General features: G+C 72.2%; 26 protein-coding genes. 7 read left to right on the top strand and 19 right to left on the bottom strand.

Translation table 11 applies throughout. The annotated features are described in order from the left end of the window. The first annotated feature begins 125 nt into the window (after positions 1–125). The 3 genes from NBT67_RS07410 to NBT67_RS07400 all read left to right on the top strand — a co-directional run bounded on the left by NBT67_RS07410 (position 126) and on the right by NBT67_RS07400 (position 2,191). Positions 126–1,517 (top strand): serine/threonine-protein kinase, encoded by a 1,392-nt coding sequence (locus tag NBT67_RS07410; protein ID WP_251344206.1) that lies wholly within the window; start codon positions 126–128, stop codon positions 1,515–1,517. A 72-nt stretch (positions 1,518–1,589) separates the two neighbouring features. After that, entirely contained in the window at positions 1,590–1,748 is a 159-nt protein-coding gene (locus NBT67_RS07405) for a DUF7559 family protein (protein ID WP_251344205.1), read from the top strand. Next, positions 1,745–2,191, top strand: a complete 447-nt coding sequence (locus NBT67_RS07400) for an Hsp20/alpha crystallin family protein (RefSeq protein WP_251344204.1) — start codon at positions 1,745–1,747, stop codon at positions 2,189–2,191. The genes NBT67_RS07405 and NBT67_RS07400 overlap by 4 nt, the downstream gene beginning before the upstream one ends. A gap of 10 nt (positions 2,192–2,201) precedes the next feature. Here the strand turns inward: NBT67_RS07400 and NBT67_RS07395 are convergent, their stop codons facing one another. The 3 genes from NBT67_RS07395 to NBT67_RS07385 all read right to left on the bottom strand — a co-directional run bounded on the left by NBT67_RS07395 (position 2,202) and on the right by NBT67_RS07385 (position 4,448). Then, on the bottom strand, positions 2,202–2,801 hold the full coding sequence (locus tag NBT67_RS07395) for an NUDIX hydrolase (RefSeq protein WP_251344203.1): 600 nt from the start codon (positions 2,799–2,801) through the stop codon (positions 2,202–2,204). Positions 2,802–2,880: 79 nt separating this feature from the next. Continuing rightward, on the bottom strand, positions 2,881–3,357 hold the full coding sequence (locus NBT67_RS07390) for a DUF7109 family protein (RefSeq protein ID WP_251344361.1): 477 nt from the start codon (positions 3,355–3,357) through the stop codon (positions 2,881–2,883). Next, positions 3,357–4,448, bottom strand: coding sequence for a glycosyltransferase family protein (locus NBT67_RS07385; RefSeq protein WP_251344202.1), 1,092 nt, complete (start codon positions 4,446–4,448; stop codon positions 3,357–3,359). The genes NBT67_RS07390 and NBT67_RS07385 overlap by 1 nt, the downstream gene beginning before the upstream one ends. Positions 4,449–4,537: 89 nt before the next feature. Between NBT67_RS07385 and NBT67_RS07380 the strand changes: the two genes are divergently transcribed. Beyond that, entirely contained in the window at positions 4,538–4,708 is a 171-nt protein-coding gene (locus tag NBT67_RS07380) for an HVO_0758 family zinc finger protein (RefSeq protein WP_251344201.1), read from the top strand. Here the strand turns inward: NBT67_RS07380 and NBT67_RS07375 are convergent, their stop codons facing one another. The 12 genes from NBT67_RS07375 to NBT67_RS07320 all read right to left on the bottom strand — a co-directional run bounded on the left by NBT67_RS07375 (position 4,709) and on the right by NBT67_RS07320 (position 17,941). Next, positions 4,709–5,797, bottom strand: a complete 1,089-nt coding sequence (locus tag NBT67_RS07375) for an aldo/keto reductase (RefSeq protein WP_251344200.1) — start codon at positions 5,795–5,797, stop codon at positions 4,709–4,711. Between the two features lie 31 nt (positions 5,798–5,828). Continuing rightward, positions 5,829–6,986, bottom strand: a complete 1,158-nt coding sequence (locus tag NBT67_RS07370) for a DHH family phosphoesterase (protein WP_251344199.1) — start codon at positions 6,984–6,986, stop codon at positions 5,829–5,831. 75 nt (positions 6,987–7,061) lie between these two features. After that, on the bottom strand, positions 7,062–7,943 hold the full coding sequence (locus tag NBT67_RS07365; RefSeq protein WP_251344198.1) for an SDR family oxidoreductase: 882 nt from the start codon (positions 7,941–7,943) through the stop codon (positions 7,062–7,064). 5 nt (positions 7,944–7,948) lie between these two features. Next, a complete protein-coding gene (locus NBT67_RS07360; RefSeq protein WP_251344197.1) occupies positions 7,949–8,380 on the bottom strand; it encodes a DUF5791 family protein in 432 nt (143 codons plus the stop codon). Between the two features lie 32 nt (positions 8,381–8,412). Then, positions 8,413–11,466, bottom strand: a complete 3,054-nt coding sequence (locus NBT67_RS07355; RefSeq protein ID WP_251344196.1) for a DUF7286 family protein — start codon at positions 11,464–11,466, stop codon at positions 8,413–8,415. After that, positions 11,463–12,320, bottom strand: a complete 858-nt coding sequence (locus NBT67_RS07350) for a DUF7284 family protein (RefSeq protein WP_251344195.1) — start codon at positions 12,318–12,320, stop codon at positions 11,463–11,465. The genes NBT67_RS07355 and NBT67_RS07350 overlap by 4 nt, the downstream gene beginning before the upstream one ends. Then, entirely contained in the window at positions 12,311–12,703 is a 393-nt protein-coding gene (locus tag NBT67_RS07345; protein WP_251344194.1) for a DUF7285 family protein, read from the bottom strand. The genes NBT67_RS07350 and NBT67_RS07345 overlap by 10 nt, the downstream gene beginning before the upstream one ends. Then, complete coding sequence (locus NBT67_RS07340; RefSeq protein ID WP_251344193.1) at positions 12,684–13,151, bottom strand: DUF7283 family protein; 468 nt, start codon at positions 13,149–13,151, stop codon at positions 12,684–12,686. The genes NBT67_RS07345 and NBT67_RS07340 overlap by 20 nt, the downstream gene beginning before the upstream one ends. 34 nt (positions 13,152–13,185) lie before the next feature. Further along, on the bottom strand, positions 13,186–14,913 hold the full coding sequence (locus NBT67_RS07335) for a type II secretion system protein (protein ID WP_251344192.1): 1,728 nt from the start codon (positions 14,911–14,913) through the stop codon (positions 13,186–13,188). Beyond that, a complete protein-coding gene (locus NBT67_RS07330) occupies positions 14,910–16,817 on the bottom strand; it encodes an ATPase, T2SS/T4P/T4SS family (RefSeq protein WP_251344191.1) in 1,908 nt (635 codons plus the stop codon). The genes NBT67_RS07335 and NBT67_RS07330 overlap by 4 nt, the downstream gene beginning before the upstream one ends. Positions 16,818–16,850: 33 nt before the next feature. Beyond that, positions 16,851–17,285, bottom strand: a complete 435-nt coding sequence (locus NBT67_RS07325; protein ID WP_251344190.1) for a DUF7311 family protein — start codon at positions 17,283–17,285, stop codon at positions 16,851–16,853. Continuing rightward, positions 17,282–17,941 (bottom strand): DUF7310 family coiled-coil domain-containing protein, encoded by a 660-nt coding sequence (locus NBT67_RS07320; RefSeq protein ID WP_251344189.1) that lies wholly within the window; start codon positions 17,939–17,941, stop codon positions 17,282–17,284. Before NBT67_RS07320 ends, NBT67_RS07325 begins: the two co-directional genes overlap by 4 nt. 115 nt (positions 17,942–18,056) lie before the next feature. Between NBT67_RS07320 and NBT67_RS07315 the strand changes: the two genes are divergently transcribed. Beyond that, a complete protein-coding gene (locus tag NBT67_RS07315) occupies positions 18,057–19,139 on the top strand; it encodes a tubulin/FtsZ family protein (RefSeq protein ID WP_251344188.1) in 1,083 nt (360 codons plus the stop codon). 199 nt (positions 19,140–19,338) lie between these two features. Here NBT67_RS07315 and NBT67_RS07310 read toward each other — a convergent pair whose 3' ends face one another. Next, complete coding sequence (locus NBT67_RS07310) at positions 19,339–20,691, bottom strand: alkaline phosphatase family protein (protein ID WP_251344187.1); 1,353 nt, start codon at positions 20,689–20,691, stop codon at positions 19,339–19,341. Positions 20,692–20,900: 209 nt separating this feature from the next. Between NBT67_RS07310 and NBT67_RS07305 the strand changes: the two genes are divergently transcribed. Beyond that, the gene (locus NBT67_RS07305) at positions 20,901–21,146 is read left to right on the top strand and encodes a DUF7123 family protein (RefSeq protein ID WP_251344186.1); all 246 of its coding nucleotides are present in this window, start codon (positions 20,901–20,903) and stop codon (positions 21,144–21,146) included. Here the strand turns inward: NBT67_RS07305 and NBT67_RS07300 are convergent. Then, positions 21,134–21,757 carry a winged helix-turn-helix transcriptional regulator gene (locus NBT67_RS07300; RefSeq protein ID WP_251344185.1) on the bottom strand — a complete coding sequence of 208 codons (624 nt, stop codon included), beginning with the start codon at positions 21,755–21,757 and terminating at the stop codon, positions 21,134–21,136. The genes NBT67_RS07305 and NBT67_RS07300 overlap by 13 nt on opposite strands. 92 nt (positions 21,758–21,849) lie before the next feature. On the opposite strand from NBT67_RS07300, the gene NBT67_RS07295 reads away from it, so the two are divergent. Next, positions 21,850–22,029 (top strand): hypothetical protein, encoded by a 180-nt coding sequence (locus NBT67_RS07295; RefSeq protein WP_251344184.1) that lies wholly within the window; start codon positions 21,850–21,852, stop codon positions 22,027–22,029. Positions 22,030–22,048: 19 nt separating this feature from the next. Here NBT67_RS07295 and dpsA (NBT67_RS07290) read toward each other — a convergent pair whose 3' ends face one another. Next, positions 22,049–22,618: a DNA starvation/stationary phase protection protein DpsA gene (gene dpsA, locus NBT67_RS07290; protein ID WP_251344183.1), complete on the bottom strand. Its 570-nt coding sequence runs from the start codon at positions 22,616–22,618 to the stop codon at positions 22,049–22,051. After that, on the bottom strand, positions 22,615–23,193 hold the full coding sequence (dpsA, locus tag NBT67_RS07285) for a DNA starvation/stationary phase protection protein DpsA (protein ID WP_251344182.1): 579 nt from the start codon (positions 23,191–23,193) through the stop codon (positions 22,615–22,617). Before dpsA (NBT67_RS07285) ends, dpsA (NBT67_RS07290) begins: the two co-directional genes overlap by 4 nt. Positions 23,194–23,202: the final 9 nt, after the last annotated feature.

Genomic DNA, 23,202 nt, shown 5'->3' with positions numbered 1-23,202 from the left:
TGTTACTCGTCTCCGAACCGTCGCCCGACGACCCCGTCGGATCCGTACGTCCATATCTACAGTTGGTGGGCGTGTTCGGCGCTGTTCTTTTCATTTTTGCCGCTCAGGTGTTCCTCCACAGTTCGGTGAGGGTAAACGACTCCCTCTCTCAGACGCTGAATGCTGCTCCGGGAACGTTCCTTTTCGCCCTGAGTCCGCTCTCCACGCTCGCGCTCTTTCCCCTCTCGTGGCGACACTTCTCGTGGACCGGCACCCCGACCCCTATGGTCGTCGGGTGGTCCATACTCCTAGGCGGTCTCGCCGTCGCCCCGCTACCTTTCCTCGTCACCGTGAACAGTCCGATATTCCGGTTTTTCGTTATCCCGTTCGGCTTCCTCGTACTCTGTGGCGCCGCCGTCGGCATCGGCTACCCGGAGTGGGTTCGCCGACCCGAAGTCGTCCCCGACACGGGGACCACCGAGTCCGAGCCTCACCCGGAACCGGCCCCCGACGCCGGGGCGACGGATAGCTCTCCCGACCTGACGCCGACGAACGGCGGAACCGACGCACCCACCGACGACTCGTTCGCCGCCGCGTCGCCGTCGTCCGGCGGGCGGGCCGCGATAGAACAGTCGGTCGAAACTTCTCTAGCCGAACAGTCGAGTGAATCCGCGTCCACCCCTGCTAACGCTCCCCCGCTCGGCCCACCCGACCACGTCCCCCGCGCCCCCGACCTCGCTGTCGACTACGCCGACCTCACTGACAAGGAACCCATCGGCCGCGGCGGCAACGCCGACGTGTACCGGGCGACCGTCCGTGATGGCCAGACGGTCGCGGTCAAGGAACCCCGGATGAGCGGCACCCTCCACAGCGACGCCGTCGACCGGATGCTCGCGGAGGCGGAGACGTGGGACAAACTCGACGATCACGACCACGTCGTGGGGGTCGTCGACTACGGCGCCGACCCGTTGCCCTGGATCGCCATGGAGTACATGGACGCCGGCGACCTCTCGGCGCGGGCGGGCGACCTGCCCTTCGAGCAGGCGCTCTGGACGGCCGAGGCGATCACCGAGGGGGTGCGCCACGCCCACCGCCGCGGCGTCGCCCATCTCGACCTGAAGCCCGGGAACGTCCTCTTTCGCTCCGTCGACGGCGCCTGGGACGTTCCCAAGGTGGCCGACTGGGGCCTCTCGAAACACCTCCTCGACCACTCCCAGAGCGTCGAGGGCCTGTCCCCGCAGTACGCCGCCCCCGAGCAGTTCGACACCGACCGCGGTCCGGCCGACGACCTGACCGACGTCTACCAGTTGGGTGCCGTCCTCTACGAACTGGTCACCGGCCGACCGCCCTTCGAGGGCGACCCGACGACGGTGATGCACCGGGTGCTACACGAGGATCCGGCGCCGCCGAGCGCGGTGGCCGACGTGCCCGAGGCGCTGGACGACGTGCTCTTGACCGCGCTGGCGACGGAGAAGGCCGACCGATACGACTCGGTGCTCTACCTGCGGGACGCGTTCCGGGACCTCGCGGAGCGGTGATCGCCGCTCCCGGACGCCGTCGCGGTTGCAGGCTCCACGCCACTTATGCCGGTCGCGGCTCTATCTCCACCCATGCCCGCCACGAAGGAACTCAAGTGTACCAGCCCCGGCTGCGAACTCGACATGTTCGAGAACCACTACACGTACGACATCGCCGACGATCACGCGGTCGGTGACCTCTCCTGTCCGCTCTGTGGCGGTACCGACTGTCTCGAAGAGATCGAAGTATGACCGGGTTCAAGGAGTTCGGCAAGTCCGCGGCCAACGCCGTCCTCGAACGGGTCGGCCGCGGCGTCGGGAAGGTCCAGGAGCGAAAGCCCCTCTCGTACGACGTGCTGGAGTCCGAGGACGCCTACCTCGTCGTCTTCGACGCGCCGGGCGTCACCCGGAGCGACGTCCAGGTGCGCTACGTCGAGGGCGAGGTGCAGGTGCGTCTCGACCGCTTCCGCGACTTCCACGAGGGGTTCGAGATGCGCTTCCCGGGCCGGGGCCTCTCGCTGGACGGCCGCGCGCGACTGCCGCCGGACGCCGACGTGGACGCCGGCGAGGCCACGGCCACGCTGAGCGACAACGGGACGCTCCGGATCGAGGTGCCAAAGCGGGCCGAGGGGACCGACGTCGAGGTTCGGGAGGAGAGCGAGGCGGCGGACGCGGACCTCGACGGCTCGGAGTGAGGCCGACCGCTCAGACCGGGAAGTCGGCGTCGGGGTCGACAACCCGGTCGACCTCCGGCGGCATCTCCCAGTCGGTCGCGAGTTCGAGCAACTGGACGAGCATTCTGCCGGTCGCCCCCCAGACGGTGTAGCCGTCGACGCGGAAGAAGTGCAGGCGGATCTCGCCGTAGTGGGGGTGGTCCCGGCGCTCGGACTCGTAGTTGTCGAGGTCGACCAGTTCCGCGACCGGCAGGACGGCGATTTCGGCCACCTCGCGTTCGTCGGGGACGTAGGTCCGATCCGGGATCCGGGAGACGAACGGGCGGACGGCGTAGTCGCTGACCGTCGGGATGTCGTCGAGTCGGCCCACCACCTCGATCTCGTCGGGTTCGAGACCGATCTCCTCGTTGGCCTCGCGTTTCGCGGTCGCCTCGAGGTCGGCGTCGCTCGGTTCGCGGCCGCCGCCGGGGAAGCTCATCTGCCCGGCGTGTTCGCCGAGGTGGTCGGCCCGCTTGGTAAAGAGGAGGGCGTCGCCGTCGTCGCGGTCGACGACCGGCGCGACGACCGCCGCTTCGCGCTCTGCGTCGTCGATGGACCCCGGGACGTGGCTGGCGACGGCGGACAGATCCATGCGCATGGTGGGTCGGGTGGTGTGGTGTCGGTTTCGGTCGCGGCAGTCGCTGGCCTGTCGTACGGTCCGGGGGGTGGTTTCAGTTGCGGTTCTCCATCGCGTCGTCGAGGCGGGTTCGGACGTCGCCCACGTCCGCCCCGCCCCACGTTTCGAGGTCGTAGCTCACGTCCAGCAACCGCTCGATCCGGTCGGCGTCGCCGTCGGCGGCGGCGCGGGCGGCGTCGGCCCGCAGGCGGCGTTCGGCGGCGTCGGCGAGCGCCGCCCGATCCACCTCTCGCTCGGGCACGTCGAGGATGTGCGGGAGGTCCTCGGCGCCCTCGGGGAGCGCGGGAAACGCCGTCGGCCCCGGCGCGAGCAGCGTCCGGTCGTCGCGCTCGACGGCGACGAGGTAGTAGTTCTCGACGGCGGCGTCGACGGCGTCGGCGACCGCGTCGGCGTCGACCTCCTCGCCCCGCTTGAAGGCGAGTTCGCCGAGCGCGGATTCGAGTTCCCCGCGGGTCAGCGCCCCGAAGAGGTCGACCACGCCCGCGAGTTCGTCGCCCGTCGCGTCGGCGATCATCGCGCCGCCTCCAGGTCCGCGGCCGCCGTCTCCGCCACCGCCGCCGGCGACACCGGCGCGTCGCGCCACGCCGGCAGCCGCCGATCCGGTCCCGGGGGACCGATGGCCGACGCGTACGTCGCCACCTGCTCGAGTTCGCCCGCCCGGTCGTACTCCAGTCCGTTGAACCCCGCGTCGAGTTCGTAGCTCCGGACGAGCGAGCGGGCGGCCTCGCGGTAGCGATCCGGGAGGGTGTCGTAGTCGGGGTCGACGCCGTGGTCGGTGACCGCCCGGAAGAGCGCCGTCGCGACGTGACGGCTCATATCGGAGAGGCCGGTCGGGCCGCTCACCGCCCGGTGGTCGTGTTCGTAGGTCCCGAGGTCGACCTGCGCGCTCCCGTCGAAGCCGGCGTACTCGAAGGCGTCGCCGAGCGTGCCGACTTCGAGCCCCCACGACCGCTGGGTGCGCAGGCGCTCCGCGAGCGCCGTCGTCGCCGCGAACTCCCCCGCCAGCGCGTAGCGAAACGCCTCCAGATACCGCAACACGGGCGCGTCGCGCTCCGCCCCGAGCGCCCGGACGAGCGGGACGAAAAAGAGGCGAAACAGCCGCCCGTAGAGGCGGTCGTTCTCGACGCGCGCGTAGTAGCCCTTCGAGAAGTCGTAGCCCCGGGAGAGCGGATAGAGGAGGCGTGCCACGTCCGCCCGGCTGTAGCTTTTGGTGTCCGCGTCGTGGACGACGACGTACTCTCGGTCGAGCGCCTGACCGAGGCCCAACCACACGTCCCGCCCCTTCCCGAACTCGCCGTCGAGGCCGTGGTCGTCGAGCAGGGCCTCCAGCCGCGGCCCGTTACACCAGAGGACCGACAGCGAGAGGTCGTAGCCGGCGAGCCAGTCGTGGAAGTCCGCGACCCGGTCGGGCGAGGCCCGCAGGGGAACGACCACCTTCGCGGGGTCGACCCGCTCCAGTTCCGAGAGGACGCGGTCCGGCGCCAGGCCGGCGTACTCGCGTTCGGTCATCGGGACGACCACCGAGGCCCGATCCGTCGGCGCGGCGGGCGTCGGATCGGTCAGGTCGTGGAGCGTCGTCACGCGTTCCTGGACGTACTCCATCGTCCCTCCCTGTGGGCGGCGCGGACAAAAGCCCGCGGGTGACGGAACGGCCGGACTGTTTTTTAAACCGGGACGCACAATGATGGCACATGAAATCGACGCGGAAGGGGCTCCGTGACGGCGAACTCGTCAAGGATACCTACGAGCGACTCACCTGCGCGGAGTGCGAGAAGGTGCTGAAAAAACGGGACGACCCGGACGAGGTGTTCGCGGTTCGGATCTGTCCCGAGTGTGGTCGGGAGTGGAAGGACCTGCGGTAGTCACTCGAAGACGGCGTCGAACGCCCGCGCACCCAGCGGGTCGAAGGTCCCCGCGGCGACGTTCTCGGCGACGTGATCCGGATCGCTCGTCCCGACGAGCGCGCAGGTCACGCCCGGCGCGCTCCGCGCGAAATTGAGCGCCCGCTGGGCGGGAGTGTCGCCCGCCAGTTCGGCGTCGACGGCCGCCGGCAGCCCCTCCACGAGCTCTCCCTGTGCGAGGCTGGCGCTGGTGAAGACGTCGAGGTCGAGCCCGTGAGCCACCTCCAGTGCCGAGCGCCGCTCGCCCTCGAACTCGTGGGCCGGTGTCGTGAACGCGTCCGCCATGACGACGTTGAAGGGGAGCTGGATCGCTCCGAACCCCGTCTCCTCGCGGCCGACCGTCCCGGCGGCGCGTCGCGCGCGCTCGACCACCGCCGGGAGCGACAGGTGCGCGTCGTGGTCGGGCGGCCGGCGGAACGCCTCCCACGTCGCCACGCCGTAGGCGCCCACGTCGCCGGCGGCGACCCGGCGCTCCAGTCGCTCGAACGTCGCTTCGAGCTGATCGTAGACGGCCTCGCGGGAGCGGACACGGAGCTGCGTCTCGGGGTTGTGGACGTAGTAGCAGTCGACCGTCTCGACGCCCAGTCGGTCGAGCGACCGGTCGACCATCGCGTCGATGGCGTCGGGCGCGATGCAGTGTTGCCCGGCCGCGAGGTCCGCGGGGTCGACCGGGCCGTTCTCGACGAAGCGCGCCCGGAGGTCGGCGGCGGGGTCCTCGGGGCGCTCCCCGTCGAAGGGCAGGAACCCGCCCTTCGTGGCGACGACCACGGCCGACCGGTCGACGTCGGCGCGGTCGAGCGCCCGACCCACCACGCGCTCGCTCCGCCCGCAGCGGTAGTTGGCCGCGGTGTCGACGACGTTGCACCCGCCCTCCAGGCCGGCGACGAGCGCCCGCTCGTACCCGTCGTCGACGGCGTCGGTCGGGTCGCCGAGATACGTGCCGAGGCCGACGCTGGAGACGACGCCGGGGCCGAACCGCCGGAAGTAGGTGCGGCCGAAGCGGTCGCCGAAGCGGTCGCGATACCCCCACGTGGCGCGTGCGGTCGCCATGGACGCGCTACGCGCGACGGCACCAAAAGGGCTACACGTCGCCTTCCAGCGCCCGACGCAGCCGGTCGGTGAGGGCGGCGCGCCGCGCCGGCCAGACGAAGTCGCCGTCCTCGATGGAGATCTGCCCGCCTCCCATGCGGGCGTGGCCGCCGCCGCTGGCGCCCGGCACCTCCTCGAGCGCCGACTCGATGGCACGGCCCATGTGGACCCGGTCGTCCCGTGACCGCCCCGAGAGGTAGAGGGTGCCGTTGCGGGTGCCACAGACGATGGCGGCGGTGACCCCTTCGAGACGGATGAGTTCGTCGGCGGCCTGTGGGATCGCGTCCACGTTCGAGATGTCGCCCACGTCGCTGATCGCGAAGGCGCCCTCCACGTTGCGTTCGCGGATCGCGGTCGCCTTGATCTCCAGTACCTCCGCGCTCACCTGTGGGTTGGCGATGCGGTCGAGCAGGTTCTCGTCGACGCCGGGCGAGAGGTAACTGCTCGCGTCGAAGTCGGCGGGGTCGATGCCGCCCGTGAGCCGGTTCGTGTCCGTCAGGATGCCGAAAAAGAGGCCGGTCGCCACCCGCGAGGGCACCACGTACTTCGCGTCGACCTCGCTCTCGTGGTTCTCGGGCGGTACGGGCGTGGCGTCCAGGTTCTGGAAGTACTCCGCGATCACGCTCGAACAGGCGCCATACTCGGTGCGCACGTCTGTAAAGGACTCGCCGCGTCCGTCCCCGGGGTGGTGATCCACGACCGCCAGCGGGCGGACCCGCTCGGAGTCGGTGAACCCCCGCGGCTGGTTGTGGTCGACGAGGATCACCGCCTCGGAGGCGAGGTCGTCCGCGCGCTCGATGGGGTCGAGTTCCACCTCCAGGACGTTCCTGAACGCGCGGTTCTCCTGGTGGCGGATCTGGCCCGGAAACTGGATGGTCGCCGTCGTGTCCACCTGCTCGGCGAGCGACGCCACGCCCATCGCGGCGGCCATCGCGTCGGGGTCCGGATTCGGATGGGTCAGGACCGCGACGTCGTCGTATTCGGAGAGCAGCGACGCGAAGCGGACGCCGGAGGGGCGGGTGAACTGGTGGAGGACGTAGCCGCCGCCGACGAGTACGGCGACGCTGACGAGCAGCGCGGCGAGCAGTTCCGGGTGCGTCCGGGCGAACGCCACCGCCCGCTGGACGATCTCCTCGGCGGCGACCGACATACCCACTCCGACAGAGCGGAGCGGCAAGAGTATTCTCCTATTGGGTCGTCGCGGCCCCGACGGAATGACGGGCCGTCAGTCGGCGCGAAACGCCTCGATTGCCGGCCGAAACCCCTCTCGAACCGTGGGGTATCGAAGCTCGTAGCCGAGTTCGTGGAGTCGGTCGTTGGCACACCGCTTGCTCGCCCGGACCCGTCGGCTCACCGATCCCTCCGCCGCCGCGCGTTCCTCGACCGTCCGCTTCTCCGGCGGCGAGACGTCACACTGCTCGGCCAGCCAGTCGGCGAACTCCGGCTTCCAGACGGGGTCGTCGTCGACGGCCAGGATCACCTCGCCGCGGGCGACGTCGGCGGTCAGGACGTGGGCGACGACGCCGGCGGCGTCGTCCCGGTGGATCGAGTTGAGATACCCCGCCGTCACCGGGCCGTCGAGGTAGCGATCCAGTCGGTAGCGGTCCGGCCCGTAGAGGCCGCCGAACCTGACGACCGTTCCGTCGATCCCGCGGTCGGCCGTCCCCTCCAGCGCGATCCGTTCGGCCTCCAGGAGGACGCGCTGCCGATCCGTCGCGGGGTCGGGCGTCGTCGACTCGTCCACCCAGTCGCCGCCGTGGTCACCGTAGACGCCCGTACTCGACGTGTAGACGAGTCGGTCCGGCGGCGACGGCCGGTCGCCGAGCGTCTCGACGACCGTTCGCAGGCCGTCGACGTAGGCGGTTCGGGCGGCGTCGACGTCGCGGCCCCCCGCGCTCGCCGCGTACACGGCCCAGTCGGCGTCGGGGACCGCGGCGAGCGACGCCGCGTCGGTCAGATCCGCACGGACGGCCTCGAAGCCCGCGGCCTCGATGGCGTCGAGACCGGCGTCGGATCGACGGACGCCGACGACCTCGTGGCCGGCCTGGGTCAACTGCCGGCCGAGTTCGATGCCGACGTAGCCACAGCCGAGAACGACGACCTGCACGGCGATCAGCGGGCGTTCCGACCCGCGACGTAGCTCTGGATCGCGGCGAGTTCGTCGAGCGTCATGCGGGTGCGGCCCTCGATGGCCTGCTGGATCTCCTGGCCCGAGAGGTCGAGGTCCACGTTCGAGGCGATGGTGTCCACGTCGAGGACGCCCGTCGTCATCCCCATCAGCAGGTAGTCCCGTACCTCCTGGACGATTCCCTGGGCCTCCCGACCGTCGAAATCGGTCGCGAGGATGGCCGCCGCCTCCGAGAGCGTCACCGTCGGCGAGTCGCCGCTGGCGAGGGCGGCGACCGTCTCGGTCGGGACGTCGGCGTCCGTGGCGACCGTCTCGATCCCCTGGGCGTCGATCACCGCGCGGAGTTCGGCGTCGTAGGCGTCGCGGAGCTGTCGGGGGGACAGCGCTTCCGGTTCGTCGACCGCTTCGTGGAGCATACGTTTGCTGAGAGGCGCGCCGACAAAAGGCTTCACTCCGACCGGGGACAGGCGCTCGCCTCCCAGGACGTACACTTCGGCTCCGGCCAGGTGCCCGAGCGTTCGTCCGCGTTGCCGTCCACGTCGCCGACGCCGGTCCGATACGGCGGCACCGCCACGGCGACGACCGTTCCCGTCTCGAAGTCGACCCGCTCGTCGCGGCCGAGACGCTCCCGGCTGCCGTCGCCGTCCACGTCCAGCCGGACGACCGACCCGTCGCGGACGTACCGGGTCGCCCCTCCAGGGGCCGGCGCACCCCGGTCCGTCCGGAGGGTGAACCGGGCGTAGGCCCCACGCACCTCCACGTCCCAGACGTTCACCGTCGCGTACCAGTACCCGGGGACGGGCGCCACCGGCAGTCCCGCGGGGACCGCGCCGACCGTCTCGTTCAGCCGCTTCCGGTAGAGCCGCTTCGTCGCCACGTCGCTCGCCCGGCCCAGGACGCGTCCCCGCACCCGCTCCACCACCGATTCGACCCGCTCCTGTGCGACCGACGTCGAGGGGGAGCGGAGGTCCTCGGCGAAGGCGGCCGCCAGTCGTGTCTCCAGTCGGTCCCTCCGGTCGGGGTCCCGACCCTCGGCCCGGCGGTCGGCCGCGACGGCTATCGCCCTCGCCAGCGAGCCGTTGGCGGCGGCGAGTCCCCGTCGTCCGGGATCCTCCCACCTGGCGAAGCCCTCCGCGACGGCCGCTTCGGCCGCCGTCCGCGTGAGCCGCGTCTCGTCCGCGACGACGTCCCGTGCGCGCTCACGCAGGCCGTCGAGCGACGTCGAAACCGCGTTCCCGAGGCTCGCCCGCCCGTCGACCGAGCCGTTCACCCCGTCGGACGCGACGAGGGTCCGCGCGGCCGTCCGGAGTCGGACCGCCGACGATCCGTCGCTCGCCGCCCCCGACACGGCGTCGGCGGCGTCGCCGTACGGGGCGGTGAACAGGTTGACGTTCTTCGCGGACAGCGGGCGGTACGGCCGATCCGGCGGCACGCCGCGTGCCCGCTCGTGACTCACCGAGGTCACCGTGAGGTAGGCGGGCGAGCCGTCCGGTACGGGGCTCACGTTCCCGCCAGGCGGCGTCCCGTCGATCCCCGCCCGCTGGGTCGGCACCGGCGTCGTCCTCGTTTCGAGAGTTCGCCGCAGGGCTCGCGGGGAGTCGATTCCGACTCGGCCGAGCACCTCGTCGAACGCCCGCCTGGTCTCCGCGTGTCTCGCCGCACGGCGGTCCAGCCGGCGGATCGTCTCGTCGACCAGCGCCGCCCGAGCGGCGACGCGGGCACGATCCGCGGCACCCCGATAGCGACCCGGCGGGTCGATCAGCGCCCCGCGCCGCTGGCGGAGGGTGGCCGCCAGCCGTCCCGGCGGGTTCGTGGTGTACGTCGCCACGGCTCCCGCCCGGACGCCGACGGTGACGTTCGACAGCCGGTTCCGGAGCCCCCGCAGGTCGCGGTCGGTCCACGACCGGAGGTCCGACGGCCGGTCACCGTAGACGGGGCGCTCGGTCACTTCGAGGGCGTCGGCGGCGACGGCCGCCGCCACCGCGTCGCGGCCGCCCTGCCTATCGACGAGTGTCGTCACCGCCTTCTCGGGTACGCCGGCGAGGTTCGGCCCGCCGAGCGCCCCGCCCCGTTCGAACAGTGGTCCGGTCGGCCGATCCGGTGCCGGCCCGTCCGGGGCGTACTCCCCAACGAGCGTCACGCCGACCCGGTACCGCTCCCGCCAGCCCCCGCTCGACACCCGGGTGTCGTTCCCGCGCTGCCACGTCCAGCGGACCCGGTGGTCGAGGACGACGAGTCGACTGAACGAGTCGAATCGGCGCTCGTTCGCCGCGGGCGTCGGCGGCTCGGCGACGGTCGCTTCGACCTCGTCGTCGGTCGTTACCGTCGTGTTGGCCAGTTCCCACCCGTCACCCGGCGGATCGGGCTCCGGACGGGGTTCGTGATACGTCCGCCGGCTCCGCGTCAGCAACCTCGCCTCGACCCGATAGGCGGCCCGGGTGACGCCGTCGAGCGACCGGTTCGACCGGATGGACGTCGTTCGGAGACCGGTCAGGGAGCGGCCGGCGAGCGGGGCCACGTCGACGTCGATGCGGTGGTTCGGAGACGGCGCCGACGTTCCACGGCGGGTCGGGAGGGCCGAGGACGGATCGACCCGAGCGTTCGGTCGCGGAACGACGCGCGTCGCCCGATCCGATCCGATCGGCGTCGCCGCGGTCAGGTCTTCGACCCCGAGTTCGAGGGCCGCCCGTCGCATCGCCTCTCGACCTTCCGGGTCGCTCCGCCCGAAGACCGCCCGTTGGGTTTCGAGGAGGGCGCCGTTGGTCGTCGTCTCGACGTGCCGGTTCGCGACGACGTTGGCGATGGGTGCACCTCCGTACTGAGCGTACCCCCGTGCCCACGCGACCGGATAGAGCCGTGCGGTCAGCCGCCGACCCAGCCCCGAACCCTCCAGCGGGCTCCGGTTCAGCCGCCGTTCGAACGCCGTCGCGCGGTCGTGAAGCGCGAGTACGGGCGTCGAGACGGTCACCGTCCGGGTCCGGTGTTCGCGGGCGACGATCCGCTCCCCGTCGCGGACCGTCACCGTCAGGTTCCGAACCGTCACCCGAAGCGCCGTTCCGTTCTCGACGCCCGCCACGCGCACCCGATCCATCGCCCGCCGGAGTTCGGACGGCGTCGTCGCCCCGGGGAGGGCAGCGACGGCACGGACGGATCCGCGCCGGTAGCGCGTCGCCCGCAACCGCTCGCGGAGGGTGAGGTAGATCCGGAGTCGCAGGGCGTCCCGGAACGGACGGTCGTCGCTCAACAGGCGTCCGAACGGCGTCTCCGCCGGCGCCGTCACCGGCTCGGCCGCGGCCGCGCGTGCCGCCTCGCCGACGGCCGAACGCAGGGCGGCGGTCGTCCCCGCCGACGCCCGCTCCATCGCCACCGCGGCGTCCCTGTCGATCCGACTCGGTCCCTGCGTGGTCACCGTCGCCGCGTACGTCGAGGCGCCGACCAGCAGGAGGACGCCGAGCAGGGCGAAGGGAACGCGCCCGCGACGGTCCTCGGCGAGGCGGGTCACGGCCACGTCCTCACGACGATCCGAACCCGACCGACGCGGACCCCCTCGGCCGCCGCACGCGGCGGGACGTCCGCCTCGCGAAGGTCCCGTTCGATCCGATCCGAGAGCGCGGCTGCCAGCCGCTCGTTGGCGGCGTCGACGCCGTCGTCCGTCAGGCTGGCGTGTTCCTCGACGCCGAACCGGCGCTCGGCGAGGCGATAGCGGTGGCGCAACACCGCCCCGTCCCGTCCGCCGGCGGCGACGCGCGTCCGCGTCGGCGGGAACAGGCCGTCGACGACGCCCCCCGCGACGGCGTCGGCGACCCCCTCGATTCCCCGCTCGTCTGCGGCGGCCCGGGCCGCACTCCGCTCGTTCGGGAGCCCGCTCGACGCCGTGATCGTCGCGGCGTGGACCGGCACGTCCGGCGGCGGCCGCCCGCCGACGACGACTCGTCCGCGCACCGAGGCGTCGGGGGACGGCCGCCAGACCGCGGTGATCCGCGTGTGGTTGGTGCGGATCGCCCCCCCGACCGCACGGACGACCGACCGAGTGAGACCGTCGCGGGCGTGTGACAGCCGCCGCCCGTCGACGGCGAGGCGGCCGACCGCGGCCCGCGCCAGGAGTTCCGCCAGCGTCCCGTGGGCGGTTCGGTCGAGTGCGCTCGCCCGGGTCGGCACCTCGACGCTCGTCGCCCCGGAGCGTGGCGTGAGCGTGTAGTTCACCGTCGCCGTCGTCGTCGCCAGCGTCGAGGCCACGTCGGGGGCGCGTCCCTCGCCCGTCGGCTCCCGCGGCGTCGCCGTCGACACCGTCACCACCGCGGCGCTGATCAGGAGCAGACAGAGTACCCCGTCGAGGACGGTACTCGTCACGTCCACACCTCCACCCGGAGGCGACCGGGACGGACCCGTCCCGGCTCCAGGCGGACGCCGATCGACCGACTCGCCGCGTCGGCTCGCCCGTCCCGTGGCGGGGCCGGTCCCGCCGTCCACCGCCGACCCGCCGCGGCGACGGTGACGTTCAGGCGGTACCCCGACGGTCCGGCACGGTGGGCGCGTCGCGTCCGGTTCGGATCGGCGACGCCGCCGGTTCCGAGCGCCGACGCGACGCGGTCGAGTGTCGGCGTCGCGAGGTCCCTGTCGGCCTCTCGACCGACGCCATCGAGCGCCGCAGCGTACGTCGTCACGGCTCCGGTCACCGCCAGGAGCACCACGAGTGCGGCCAGCGGTTCGACCTGCCCCCTACGCGACGAGCGTGACATCGCACCCCTCCCAGACGACGCGGCGGACGATCAGCGGGCCGTCGACCTTCCGCCATCGAGCGGGGCGGTCGCGTGCCGTCGAGGCGGCCGCACAGAGCGCCCCGGCCGAGTCGAACCGCGAGGATGGCGGCGCGCCGCGGAGCACGGCGGTCAGCCCCGGCCTCCTGGCGGCCGGCGTCACCGGCCCGAACGCGAACGTCGCGTGCGTGGTGCCGGCGTCGTTTCGGAGGCCGAGACGGGTCGGCTCGATCCGGACCTCCCGTGCGTCCAGCGGGTGTTCCGCGGTCACGGGTGCGGCGGCTCCGGCCGCTCGGTCGACCGTGTCCGCCGCGTCCGCGGCGGCCGGCGGCGGCGACGTCGGGAGCGTCACCCCGACGCCGAACAGCGCGACACTCGCGAGCGACAGGCCGAGCCAGGCGTACCAGGCGTCGACGGGAACGTCGAACATGGGTCGGGGTGACCTCGTCACCGCACTTGAATCCTCACAGGAACAGGCCGGCGCCGACGTACGCCGAGCAGTACGCGACGGTCGCGAGACACAGCGCCGCGCCGACGCGATAGCCGACGAGCGTCCGGTCGAGTCCGCGCGTCAACCCCGTCGAGAGAACCGTCAGCGCGGCCGCGAGCCACAGGACGTAGGCACCGACCGCGACGCCGAGAGCGGCCGTCGGGAGCGGGCCGGCGCCGAAGCCGGCGCTCGCTCCCGTCCCGGCGACGCGATCAGAGAGCGCGACCGTCGCACCCCCGACCAGCGGGCCGAAGACGGCCGCGGTGTTGGTGAGCGTGTCGGTCACCCGCGACAGTTCCCGACGCGCCTCGCGCTCGACGCGCCGGAGTTCCTCGACGTGTTCCGCCGTCGCCACGAGTGCGTCGCCCGCCGGTCGACCCTCCGTCGCCGCGAGGCCGAGGAGGGTCGCCATCCCCTCGACCCGACGACTCGGCAGGGTCGACAGCGGTCCCGCCTCGCCCCGGAACGCCTCCCTCACCGGGAGCCCGAGGCGTCGCTGCCGGCCCGCGGCCTCGTCGAGGAGGTCACCCGTCGCGCCGTCGACCCGCCCGGCCGCCTCCGCGATGGCCACCTCCACGGCTTCGCCGGCCGCGACCCGCCGCCCGACCAGATACAGGGCGTCGTGGAGGCCCTCCTCGGTCGCGCGCACTCGCTCCCGGACCCGCTTGGCCGAACGGAAGTGGACCACGAGCGCCGTGCCGGTCCCGAGGCCGAGGGCGGCGACCGGCGTCGCCCACGGCGCCACCGCTCTCGCAGCGACGACGGCCCCGACGGCACCGGCGCCAACGCCGGCGGCGACCCCGCCCAGTCGACGGTTCGGGGTGTCCGGGTGATCAGCCCCGATTCGCGGCGGCGGGAAGGCGACCGGCCGGCGGGCGAGCAGCCACGTCCCCGCACCGACGACCACGACGGGGAGCGCGACGTCGTAGAGGCCGACGACGAGCGGGAGGGAGACACGCACGCCCGTCGCTCGCGCCGCCGGAAGGACGCCGACCAGCGCCAGCGGCAGGAGGACGCCGAATGCGTACAGCCCCGTGACGGGGCCTCTGATCTCGCTCGTGAAGGCCGCCAGTTCGTCCCGGGCGCCCTCCAGAGCCGCCGCGACGGCGCGGTCGAGGTGCCGGTCGCGCTCGTCGGCGGGCGCCGCCGCCGCGGCCTCCAGCCGCGAGGCGGCGCGGGAGAGCGCCGGGAACCCCTCGCTCCACTCGTCGGCGAAGCGCTCGAACCCGCTCCGGGGCGTTCCCTCCGCACGGCCCACGTGCTCGTCGAGGCTCCGGGCGAGCGCGCCGTTCCCCGTTCGGGCGGCGAAGGCAGCCGCCCGCTCGACCGTCGGATCGATGCGCAAACACATCGCGGCCCGTCCGACCAGCGCCGCGGCCGATCCGAGCGCCCGCGTGCGGGCCAGTCGCGCCGCCAGTCGCGGGAGGCGGTTCGCGGCGAGTGGCAGTCCCGCCCCGAGCGCCGCCCCGGCGGTCGCGACGACGGCGCCCCACCGAGGCGTGGTCGCGACGCTCACCGCCGCGCCGAGGGCCACGGCGGCGGCACCGAGCAGCGTCCCGACGACCCGCGCCGCGCCGTCCACCGTCGCGGCGTCGGTCGGGAGGCCGAGATACGCGAGCGCCCCGTCGAGGGCCGGATCCGCCGTCGTCGACCACGGCCACGCCGCGGCGAGAGTCCGGAGGAGCGACGACGGGTCGCTCATTTCGCCACCCGTTCGCGGTGGGCCGCATCGACCGCCTCCGGGTCGGTGCGGTCGGTCTCCGCGAGGTCCGACAGGAGCGCTGCGCGCCCGTCGAGCAGGTCCAGCACGTCCGCGTAGGACTCGTCCGGCCGAGCGAGCGACGCGACGAGGCGGCTGTTCCCCCGGTCGACGACGCCGGTCGGTTCGGTGCCGTCGGCTCCGGGTTCGAACAGCGACTCGAAGGCGACCTCCGACTCGGCGTCGCGAACCTCCTCGATGCTCGCCACGTGTCGGCGCTCGCCGGCGGCGAGGGTCACGAGGAAGTCGGTCGCCGCGAACGACGACGCGGGCACGCCGAGGTCGGTCACCACCCGCTCGAAGGCAGCGTCGGCGCCGTCGCCGTGGATGGTTCCCAGGACGGCGCTGCTGGCCGCCCCGACCCGCATCGCCTCGTAGAGCGTCGCGGCCTCCTCGCCCCGAACCTCGCCGACGACCAGCGCCCCCTCGCCGAGGCGGAGCGCGGTCCGCAGCGCCTCCGCCGCGGAGAGCGCCGGTCCGTCGTCGGCCTCGACGCGGATCGGCTGCACGTCCCGGCCGGCGTCGCAGAGCCTCGCTGCCGGGAGTTCGGGCGTGTCCTCGACGACGACGGTCCGGGTCGACGGCGGCAACTCCCAGAGGAGCGCCGAGAGGAGCGTCGTCTTCCCGGCGCCGCGCGGCCCGGCGACCAACCCCGCGCCGGCGCGCTCGACGGCGACCGAACAGAGGGCCGCGGCGTCGGCCGGGAGCGTCCCGTTGGCGACGAGCGCCGGAAGCGTCCACACGTCCCGCCCACCCGTCCGGAAGGCGAACCCGTAGCCGTCGCTCGCCGGGTCGGTCACGCCGGCGACGCGGACGCGCTCGCCCTCGGCCTCCGTCGTGGCGTCTATCGTCGGGGACGCCCGCGAGAAGGCGCGCCCGCTCTCCCGCCGGAACCGGGAGGCCAGCGCCGCGGCCCCGCTCCGGGTCAGGTGGACGTTCGTCGGCAGTCGCGTTCCGTCGACGGATACGCGAACCGGGTTGTCGGCCACCGGCGCGGTGACCAGTACCTCCGACACCCGCGGGTCGGCGAACAGGTCCTCCAGCAGCCCGTGGCCGCGGGTGTGCCGTCTGAGGACGCGCTCCACCGCCGCCTTCGACACCGTTTCGTCCCGGGCGTCCACGGCCCGGACGGCACGGGCGACCGCCCGGTCGTCGCCCGCTCCCGCCCCGGCCGCCAGTCGGTCGCGGGCGTCGGCCAGCGTCGCCAGTTCGGCCGCGTCCAGTCGCCACCCCGGCGGGTCGAGGTGGTAGTGGCCGCCGCGAGCCGTGCGGTATCGCCGCACCGTCGCGCCCGTATCGAGGTCACGCCGCCCCACGAGCGACGCGTCGGGCGGCGGACTCGCCGTCAGTCGCGCGTCGGCAACCGCCGGCCCGACGGTCGCCCCGAGCGCCGCCTCGTAGCCGTCGACCCGGTCGGCGCCGGCGGCCAGTCCCGTGTCGGCGGCCAGCCTCGACACCGGTCCGGCGCGGCCGGTCGCGGCGCGCGCGGCGCCCAGCGGGTCGCGTCGCGCCCGCTCGGCCAGCGTCTCGTCGTGGACGGCGACGCGGGCGGCGAACCGCCCAGCCGCGACCAGCAGCGCCACCGCGCCGTCGTCGTAGACGCGCTCGCGGCCGTCGGTCGTGACGTGGACGGCGTCGACCGCCCGGTCGGCGAGCGCGTCGATCACCGTCTCCCGACAGTCGGGACTCGTCGCCAGCTCGCCGTCCTCGGGGCAGTCGTCGGCGTCGACCGCGAGCGTGGCGCCGCCCTCGGGGTCGCTCCCGGGCGGCGACCGCACCGTCGGCTCGCAGCGGCAAGCGGTTCCGTCGCCGTCCCCCTCGTTCCGCAGTCGGTCCAGTACGCGCATGCGGCGGCTTGGCCCCCCGATCACCCTTGAACCTCAGCCCCGGGAGACGACGACCCCGACGCCGTCATCGCGGACGAGCGAGACGACGAGCCGGTGTCGCCCCGGGCGCTCGACGACGACGGGTCCCGAGGGGGTCCGGAGGTCGACCCCGGGGAGCGGCCGCCACCGTGGGGGCCGATCGCCGATCCGGTAGCCGATGCGGTCCCGGTCGCCGTCGATCCGCAGGGTCGCGCCCGCGGCCACCCAGGATCGGGACGGGAGGCGATAGCGGACGATCCGTCGCGCGCCCGTCACGCCCGGTCGGGTGGGGTCCTCCCGCGCCAGCAGCGAGCGGACGGCGCGTTCGACTCGGTCCGTGACCCCACCGAGTTCCGTCGCCGTTCGCGCCCGTCGTCCCTCGTCGACGCCCGGAACGGCGACGGCGAGCAGCGCCACCGCCAGCAGGACCGAGAGGACGACGCGGATCACAGCAACCGACGGATCCGCTCGGCCAGCGTGGCCTCCGACGTCCCGTCGTCGGGCTCCGGGGTCGATCCCTCGGCCGCCAGTTCGGCCCGCGCCGTGTCGGCGGCGGCCGCCGCGAGCGTGGCCCTCCCCGGGTCGTCGGCCCCGCCTCGCGCCCCGTTCGCGGCCGACGGGGCCTCCGCCCGTTCCCCGGCGTGCCGACCGTCGGCCGTCCCGGAGTCGGGGTTCGGCGACGGCCGGTCGCCGTCGGGACGCGTGGGATCGGGGTCGGAGTCGCCGCGGCGGGTCGCGCGCTTCCCGGGCGCGATCCGGCCGTCGGTGTCGCGTTCGCCCGGCCGGGTCGGCGTCTCGTCGGGGTTTCGGGGGCGTCCTCGCTCCCCTTCCCGAACCTCGGCTTCGAGGCGTTCGACGCGGGCGATGGCGGCGTTCGCCCGCCGCTCCACCGCCTCGTCGACGGCGTCGACGCCGCCTGCGAACCCGCGGAGGGCCTGCACCGCGGCCTCCAGTTCCGCCAGTCGGTCGTCCAACTCCTCGACGGTCGCCTCGAGTTCGTCCACCCGGGACGCCGTTCGGGCGGCCTCGGGGAGGCCGTCGGCGGCGTGACCGTCGGTCAGTGCGCGTTCGAGTGCGTCGACGCGTTCGTCGAGGGCGTCGTCCATGGCACGCGGTGGCCGCGGCATCGCCCCTAAAGTCTCGGCCCGGGCGCCGCGCGACGACGGTTCTCGCCGCCGCTCGTCGGAGACTTCAAGAGGACGCATGACACACGTCGGACGTATGAAGTCCGTCCTGATTGGTGTCGGACAGGCCGGCGGCAAGGTCGTCGACGCCCTGTCCGATTTCGACGCGCGGAACGGGTTCGGTGCGATCATCGGATCGCTCGCGGTCAACAGCGCGCGCTCCGACCTCCAGTCCCTCCCCCTCGATACGGTCCTCATCGGTGGCTCGCGGGTGAACGGCCACGGCGTCGGCGGCGACAACGAACTCGGCACGGAGGTGATGCAGGAGGACATCCAGGAGGTACTGGGTGCCATCGACGGCCGGGTGACCGCCCACGCCGAGGCCATCTTCGTCGTCGCGGGCCTCGGTGGCGGCACCGGGAGCGGCGGCGCACCCTACCTCGTCAAGGAACTCAAGCGGGTCTACGACGTCCCCGTCTACGGTCTCGGCATCCTCCCCGGCCGCGACGAGGGCTCGCTCTACCAGGTGAACGCCGGGCGGTCGCTGAAGACGCTGACCCGCGAGGCCGACGCCACGCTGCTGGTCGACAACGACGCCTGGCGGTCGTCGGGCGAGAGCCTCGAATCCGGCTACGAGGCGATCAACGAGCGCATCGCCCGCCGGGTCGGCCTCCTCCTCGCGGCCGGGGAGGCCGTCGACGGCGTCGGCGAGTCCGTCGTCGACAGCTCCGAGGTGATAAACACGCTCCGCGGCGTCGGTGTCGCGACCCTCGGCTACGCCGCCGCGGAGGCGTCGGGCGACGCGGGCGCGAACGTCAACGTCGTCACGAGCACCACCCGTCGGGCGATCAGGTCCGGCCTGAGCCTCCCGGACACGACGAGCGCCGAGCGCGGACTGCTGGTCGTCGCCGGCCGCCCCGAGGCCATCTCCCGGAAGGGCGTCGAGCGCGCCCGCTCGTGGCTGGAGACCGAACTCGACACCATGGAGGTCCGCGGCGGCGACTTCCCGATGGCCGACGACCGACTCGCCGCCCTCGTCTTGCTCGGCGGCGTGGCGGACTCCGATCGCCTCGACGGCTTCCTCGAACGCGCCCGGCAGGCCGCCCGCGAGGAGGAGGCGAACGAGGAGCAAAGCGCCGCGTCGGCGTTCGAAGAGGAACGGATCGACGGCCTGCTCTGAGGCGGTGCGGAGGCGGTGCGGAGGCGACGCGGAGGCGACGCGGAGGCGACGCGGAGGCGACGCGGAGGCGGTGTGGAGGCGGTGCGGAGGCGACGCGGAGGCGGTGTGGAGGCGGTGCGGAGGCGGTGCGGAGGCGACGCGGGGCCGAGGCGACCCCGGCGCGACGACCCCCGCTCGACGGATCGTCGACGGTCGGCGGCTACTTCGACGTGACGAGGCTGCCGCCGTCGAAGTCGGTGCGGCCGTACTCGACGTCCATCAGGTCGAGGACTGTCGGCGCGATGTCGAACAGATCCGCGTCCGCGATGGACGCCGCGGGGTCGTCGACGAACAGCGTCGCGTTGTCGAAGCTGTGCATCCCGTTCCGGGGTCCGACGTCGAACACCTCGTCGTGACCCTTGAAGCCGGATTTGAGGTCGAAGCCGTGGTTCGGGATGGCGACGAGGTCCGGCGCGATGTCGTCGTGTTCGCCCCGGAAGGCGTCCTCCTTCTCGACGACGCGGGCACACACCGGGTTCCCGTCCGGACCCTCCAGCCCTTCGAGCGCCGCCTTCAGTTCGTCGCGAACCGCCTCGTACTCGTCTTCGGGCACCGACCCCCGGGGTTCGCGCCCCTCGAGGTTGATGTAGAAGCGGCCGGGGATCAGCGAGTAGGCGCGTGACTCCTCCGCGATGTCGGTCAGGTCGTCGTGGTCGTCGTCCTCGAAGGAGAGCCAGCCCTCCTCCTGGAGCCACGCGTTGCAGTGGACTTCGTAGTCGAGCGACGTGAAGCCGTGGTCGCTGGCGACGACGAGGGTCACGTCGTCGGCGAGGGTCTCGCGAATCCGCCCGATGTAGTCGTCGACCTTCCGGTAAAACTCCATGAAGGCCTCTTTGTTCTCGCCGTCGCGTTCGTAGTCCTTGAACAGGAAGTGGTTGACCCGGTCGGTGGTCATGAAGACGCCGAAAAACAGGTCCCAGTCGTCCCGTTCGAGGTAGTGCGTGAACGCCTCGAACCGGGTGTCGAGGGTGTCGTGGGCGTCCTCGACGAACTCGCTTTTGTCGTCTTTGTGCCCGAGTTTGGCGTTCACGTCGATGGCGTAGTCGATAGACTGCAGATAGTCGCGGAGTTCGTCGGGGTGGGCTGCCTTGTCGACGCCGGGCGAGAGGAACCCCGACACCATCCGCTGGACGTTCCGCTGTGGCGGGAAGGTCACGGGGACGTTCATCACCGTCGCCGTGCGGTCGGCCTCCTCCAGTCGGTCCCAGATGCGTGGCGCCTGGACGTCCTGTCCCATCGGCACGTACGTGTCGTAAGAGCCCGCCTCGCGGTCCTGAAACCCGTAGACTCCCGTCTCGCCGGGATTGACGCCGGTGGTGAGCGCCGGCCAGCAGGCGCTCGACTCCGGCGGCACGATGCTGTCGATGGCGCCCGCGCTCCCCTCCTCGGCGAGCGCCGCGAAGTTGGGGAACTCCTCGGGGTGGTTCTCGAGGAGGCTATAGGGCACCCCGTCGATGCCGACGAACGCGACGCGCGGATGGTCCTCACCGCGCAGTCTATCGAACAGACCCATACCACCGCATACCCGGGACGCCAATAAGAATCTTCGTTTCCGGCGGGTACGGGCGGTATCTACGACGCCGGACGGCTGTTAGGTAACCGTACCTCACCGCCCGCTCTCGGGACGGGTCGACTCCCGTATTGCGGCGCTAATCGACGGACGGAGCGGTGTTAACCGCGCGTACCAAACCCCCTATTACCGCGTCGTCCCTCCACCGTGATATGAGCACGAGTGCCGCGGGCAACGACCTCACCGACAAACAGCGCCGCATCCTCGCGTACCTCCGCGAACGAGCCGCCAGCAAGACGTACTTCAAATCGCGGCTCATCGCGTCGGAACTCGGCATGACCGCGAAGGAGGTGGGGGCGAACATGACCGCCATCCGAACCGGCGACTTCGACGTGAGCGTCGAGAAGTGGGGCTACTCCTCGGGGACGACCTGGAAAGTCGACGTTCAGGGGTCGTAGGCGACGAGGGAGTCGGCGTCGGCCGCGAACGCTCGCGTCTCGGCGTCGAAGGAGTCGGCGTAGCGGACCACGAGCGTGATGACGGTCTCCGGGCGGGCGACGGCGTAGCCGTCCGTCCGGTCCAGCAGCCCCGCGTCGTCGAGCTGTGAGGCGTACGTGCTCACCGTCGCCCGCGACACGTCGAGGGCGCTCGCTATCTCGCTGCCCGTCGCGTCGGGGTGACGAAGGAGCGTCAACACCATTCCGCGGGGCGTCTCGCGGCGCAAGTAGCCCAGCGCCACCTGTTCGAACGTCGAGAAGCGATCCGCGAGGAAGAAACGGCGGTAGTCGCCGTCGCGACGGGAGACGATGGCGCCGTCGTCCAGCAGTCGACGGAGGTGGTGTTGGGTCTCCCCCGTGCCGAGTTTCAGGTCGTCGCGGAGCTTCGAGAAGTGGGCACCGGGCGTCGTGCTCACGTAGCCGAGGATGGCGTCGCGGGCGTCGGTACTCCCCGTCTTCGCCCGTGCCTCCCCGGCACTCAGGCCGGCGAGCGGCGTCGCCGCTCCCAGCGCGGCGAAGCGTCGCAGCGTAGCCCGCTTGTCGGTGTCGACCCCCCGGTCCCCGTCCGGCATTTCCACCTGTACCGTCGTGTCGCCTCGGCAAAAGCGTGTCGCCAAACGCGTCCCAAATCTTTTTAATTTAGGTATGCCTAAATCGAGTCGGTATGTCGCCCCGCAGCCAGCCATCCGATGCCACGAGTGTCGAACCGTCGGCGGACGGTCCAGCCGACGACACCCCCGGACTGAACCTCCACGAGGTCACCTCGGACCGGACTGTTCTGACCGAACCCGGAAACACCGATGGCTGGATCGCGACCGATACGACGGTCCCGCTCCTCGAGTAGGTCCCTTCGTCGCGTTCGATCAGTCGGACGAACGACGCTTGACCAGCGTATCGTCGGCGAGATATCTCTCGAGTACGTGTGCGTCCGATTCGAGCGTCTTGAGGTGTTCGCGCAGTAGTTCCCCCGTCGCGGCGTCACCCACCCGCTCGACCAGTTCGATGTGCTCACGCATCTGCACCGCGAGCGCCGCGTAGCCGTCGAGATCGCGGTCGAGCGAGGAGCGGATGTCGTAGTGGTGCGGGGCTTCGATGTAGAGGGGTGCGTGCTGTCGGATTCCCATCGGGCCACAGACGGGCACGCCGCCGAGTGCGTCGACGCGGATCGCGATGTCGTCGGTCACGTCGGTCAGCCGGCCCGCGGCCTCTTGGAGGAAGGTTCTGATGTCGTCCGATTCGGCGCCCTCGACGAGCCAGTGGTGTTTGCGGACTTGGTTGAACAGGATGTAGAGCCCGGAGAGCTCGGAATTCAACGCTTCGACGATCAGTGCCGCCGATGCTCGGTCGATCCGCAGCTCGGTCTCCTCGACCGTATCCCACTCCCGTCGGACGTGGTCCGCCTCGGGTTTCCGGAGATGTGGCGTACTCGTCATCGTTCGGTCGTCCCCGCTCGAACGAGCGTGTCGTCTTCGAGAAACTGTTCCACGTCGTGGGCGTCCGCCTCGAGCGCTTCGAGGTGGGTCCGCAGTAGCTCCCCAGTTCCGTCGTCCCCGCGTCCCTCGACGAGGCGGACGTGTTCGCGCATGCTCGCGACCAGCGTCGCGTAGGCCTCGAGATCCCCCTCCAGCGACGCTCGGAGGTCGTAGAGGTCCTCGGCTTCGAGACGGACCTCGGCCCGCTCCTGAATCGTCGGCGGCGTGTTCGGCGGGATGCCGCCGAGTTCGACGATTCGTCTCGCGAGGCCGTCGTTGATCCTCCGCACGCGCTTGTACGCCGCTTCGAGGAAGTCGGCGACCTCGTCGTGTTCTGCTCCCGCCGCCGTCCAGTAGTGTTTCCGCAGGAGGTAAAACAGGTTGAACGATCCGGCGTGGTCGACGCTGAGTGCGTCGACGATCACTTCGGCGTCGTCGGGGTCGATTCGGAGTTCGGTCTCCTCGATCGTTCCCCACGCTTGGCGTCGGTCGCCGCTGTCCGGCTCCCTGACCAGCCCGATCTGTCTCTTCGCCATCGTTCTTAC

Origin of the sequence: Haloplanus sp. GDY1 (assembly GCF_023703775.1) — an archaeon.
GTDB classification, from domain to species: domain Archaea; phylum Halobacteriota; class Halobacteria; order Halobacteriales; family Haloferacaceae; genus Haloplanus; species Haloplanus halophilus.
This window is presented reverse-complemented; position numbering and strand designations above follow the sequence as displayed.